Genomic DNA, 2,939 nt, shown 5'->3' with positions numbered 1-2,939 from the left:
TATCCACATAGCGGATAACTTATGACAAATATTTGAATTTGATTAGAGATCTGGGCTAAAAAAAGATTTTAAATGTTCGTGATTAATTTTGAGAATAATACAGGTATGCTCATATTTCCCAAGTACAAAATGGATGCCATATTATGGAGGCATTGAGTCTTATATCCTAAATTTATCGAAATTTCTAGTTAAGAATGGACATAAAGTCACGGTTATAACATCGAAAATCCCTCGAAACTCCCCGAGATTAGAAAACAAAGAAGGCGTAAAAATTGCCCGTTTAACCACACCTGCCATAGTTAGTGGTTTTCCATTGATGCCACATCTCTTTTTTAAATTATTTGCTATATCCAAAAATGCGGATATAATTCATGCACACATCAATTCGCCAAGTATTATAGAAATTGCCGCTTTTGTAAGTAAGATTTCAAATAAACCTCTTGTGGTGACTTACCATGCCGATCCTATAATACAAGACCTAAATACCGAAGCCTCTAGATATGTTAAACCTATTTTAGGAACCTATCTTAACAAATCCATGGATTTGATCTTGAAAAGGGCTCATAAGATCATAGTTACAACTCCACTTTATATGGAGAAGTCAAATTTCTTACAAAATTATTTGCACAAGGTCGTTGTAATTCCTAATAGTATTGATATCGATTTTTTTAGCGAACAGAATTCACAAGTTATTCAGGATCTTGAGAGAGAATACAATATAAAAAACAACAGAATAATACTTTTCGTTGGTAGACTTGTGAAGTACAAAGGTATTGAGTATCTTTTTAAGGCAATGAAAACCGTAATATCGACTTTTAAAAATACTTGCCTGTTAATTGTAGGAGATGGCCCTTTAAGGAACAATCTTGAATATTTATCTAATAAAATGAACCTTGAGGGTAATATAGTCTTTGTTGGTAATGTAAATAGCCGAAAATTGCGGAATATCTATAGAATTGCAGATCTTTTTGTTCTTCCCTCAATTTCTAATTCCGAAGGATTTGGAATTGTTCTACTAGAAGCTATGGCACATGCTAAACCTGTAGTTGCTTCAAATGTAGGTGGCATTCCGCATATAGTCAAAAATGGGTTTAATGGACTACTGGTAGCGCCAAGAAATTATAAAGAATTAGGAAATAGAATAATTGATTTACTCTCAAATCATGTTAACTCTCAGAAATTAGGACAAAGAGGACAAGAATACATCATTAAAAATTATTCCTGGGAACAAACAGTAAAGCAAATAATTGAAGTCTATCAAGACATCAGCGAATCACAAGAATAAATTCTCAAAAATTGAAAGTCGAGAATTAAATCTGCCCTTTTTGATCTACAAACCATTCAAAGGTCTCTTTTATGCCAAGATCAAAATTATACTTTGGTTGATAACCTAAAACTTCCTTTGCCTTAGAGATATCTGCTAAACTATCCTTTACATCTCCTGGTCGAGGTGCAATGAATTTAGGCTCTAAGTATTCTTTTTTGAATAATTTAAGAAGTTTCTTCGCAACTTTGAGCAATGAAATGTTTCGACCGCTTCCAATGTTGAATGTTGCATTCGAAATATTTGGAGTAAATGCTGCTAAAAGATTTGCATCAACAACATCTCTTACGAAAGTGAAATCGCGAGTTTGAAGTCCATCACCGTGGATTAACGGTGGTAAATCTCTTAAGATTCGATTGATCCAGATAGGAATCACGCCACTATATTCACTCACGGTCTGCCTTGGACCATAAACATTGAAATATCGAAGTGAAACACATTGGAGTCCATATATAGGATAATAAATCTCAGCATACATTTCACCGACACATTTTGAAACCGCATACGGAGAAATTGGACAACGCTGCATTGTTTCTCTCTTTGGAAGTTCTAATGTATTACCATAAACTGAGGAACTTGAAGCGAATACAAAGCGTTTGACGTCTGTATTCTTTGCTGCAGTTAATAAGTTAAGTGTTCCATTTATATTGACAGTAGCGGTCTCCCTTGGAAATTCAATCGAACGATCAACACTGGCTAATGCCGCTTGATGAAAAATAATATCTACATCTTTTAGAAGACTGACAATTAGATCATAATCCCTGATGTCTCCTTCAACGAACTCAAATCCATCGTTTTTCATAGCAAATAATAAATGCTCCAATTTTCCGACAGAAAGGTTGTCAATACCAACAACTTTTGCACCACGTTGAAGTAATTTATCTACCATATGACTACCAATAAAGCCTGCAGCGCCTGTAACCAAAACCTTATAGTCAGTTAGATCCATAATTACTTTCTCCTATGAAATTGGTACACCTAGTCCACGATATGCAAAGCCTGCATTTGTTACTTCATTTGAATCAAAGATATTTCGTGTATCAACAATTACGGCAGGTTGCCTTACACACTTTGAGAGATTCTCTAAATTCAGTTGCTTAAATTCAGCGTGTGCGGTGCAAAACACTAGAGCATCCGCGTTTTGAATTGCATCTTCTACGGATAATTCAGTTAGCATACCAAAAACAATCTCATTTTCAAAGAGTGGATCATAACATGCTATCTCCGTGTCATATTTCTTAAGAGCGTTAATAATTCGTTCAGCGGGGGCATATTGAACATCTTTCACGCCTGATTTATAAGATATTCCTAAAACGACAATCTTTGAACCTTTTATCGGCTTTCCAATCCCATTTAGCGCTTCGAAAATTAGATTAACTATGTTATCTGGCATTCTGTCATTAATTTCTCTGGCCAATCGAACGAGATATGGAATATAACCAACTCTATTCGCCACTTGAATGAGGTAATAAGGATTTGCGGGAAGACAAGGACCTCCTACACCTGGACCTGGATAATGTTGAATAAATATCCATTTTGTTGTAGAGTCATCTATTGTTTCAATAATATTTATTCCGATTTTTTCAAACAAAATTGCTAATTCATTAATTAAAGC

3 protein-coding genes are annotated in these 2,939 nt (G+C 34.7%); 1 reads left to right on the top strand and 2 read right to left on the bottom strand.

What is annotated here, in order from left to right; all coding sequences use genetic code 11:
- Positions 1-88: 88 nt before the first annotated feature.
- Positions 89-1,285: a glycosyltransferase family 4 protein gene (locus QVB70_RS03110; RefSeq protein ID WP_287583279.1), complete on the top strand. Its 1,197-nt coding sequence runs from the start codon at positions 89-91 to the stop codon at positions 1,283-1,285.
- Positions 1,286-1,310: 25 nt separating this feature from the next.
- Here QVB70_RS03110 and QVB70_RS03105 read toward each other — a convergent pair whose 3' ends face one another.
- Both QVB70_RS03105 and QVB70_RS03100 read right to left on the bottom strand, forming a co-directional pair.
- A complete protein-coding gene (locus QVB70_RS03105; RefSeq protein ID WP_287583277.1) occupies positions 1,311-2,273 on the bottom strand; it encodes an SDR family oxidoreductase in 963 nt (320 codons plus the stop codon).
- Between the two features lie 12 nt (positions 2,274-2,285).
- A partial coding sequence (locus tag QVB70_RS03100) for a UDP binding domain-containing protein (RefSeq protein ID WP_287583274.1) occupies positions 2,286-2,939 on the bottom strand: 654 nt, incomplete at its 5' end.

Source organism: Candidatus Borrarchaeum sp. (genome assembly GCF_019058535.1).
GTDB classification, from domain to species: Archaea; Asgardarchaeota; Sifarchaeia; order Borrarchaeales; family Borrarchaeaceae; genus Borrarchaeum; species Borrarchaeum weybense.
This window is presented reverse-complemented; position numbering and strand designations above follow the sequence as displayed.

Excerpts from the sequence above, each read along its gene's own strand:
- QVB70_RS03105 (WP_287583277.1), bottom strand. The coding sequence starts at position 2,273 with ATGGATCTAACTGACTATAAGGTTTTGGTTACAGGCGCTGCAGGCTTT.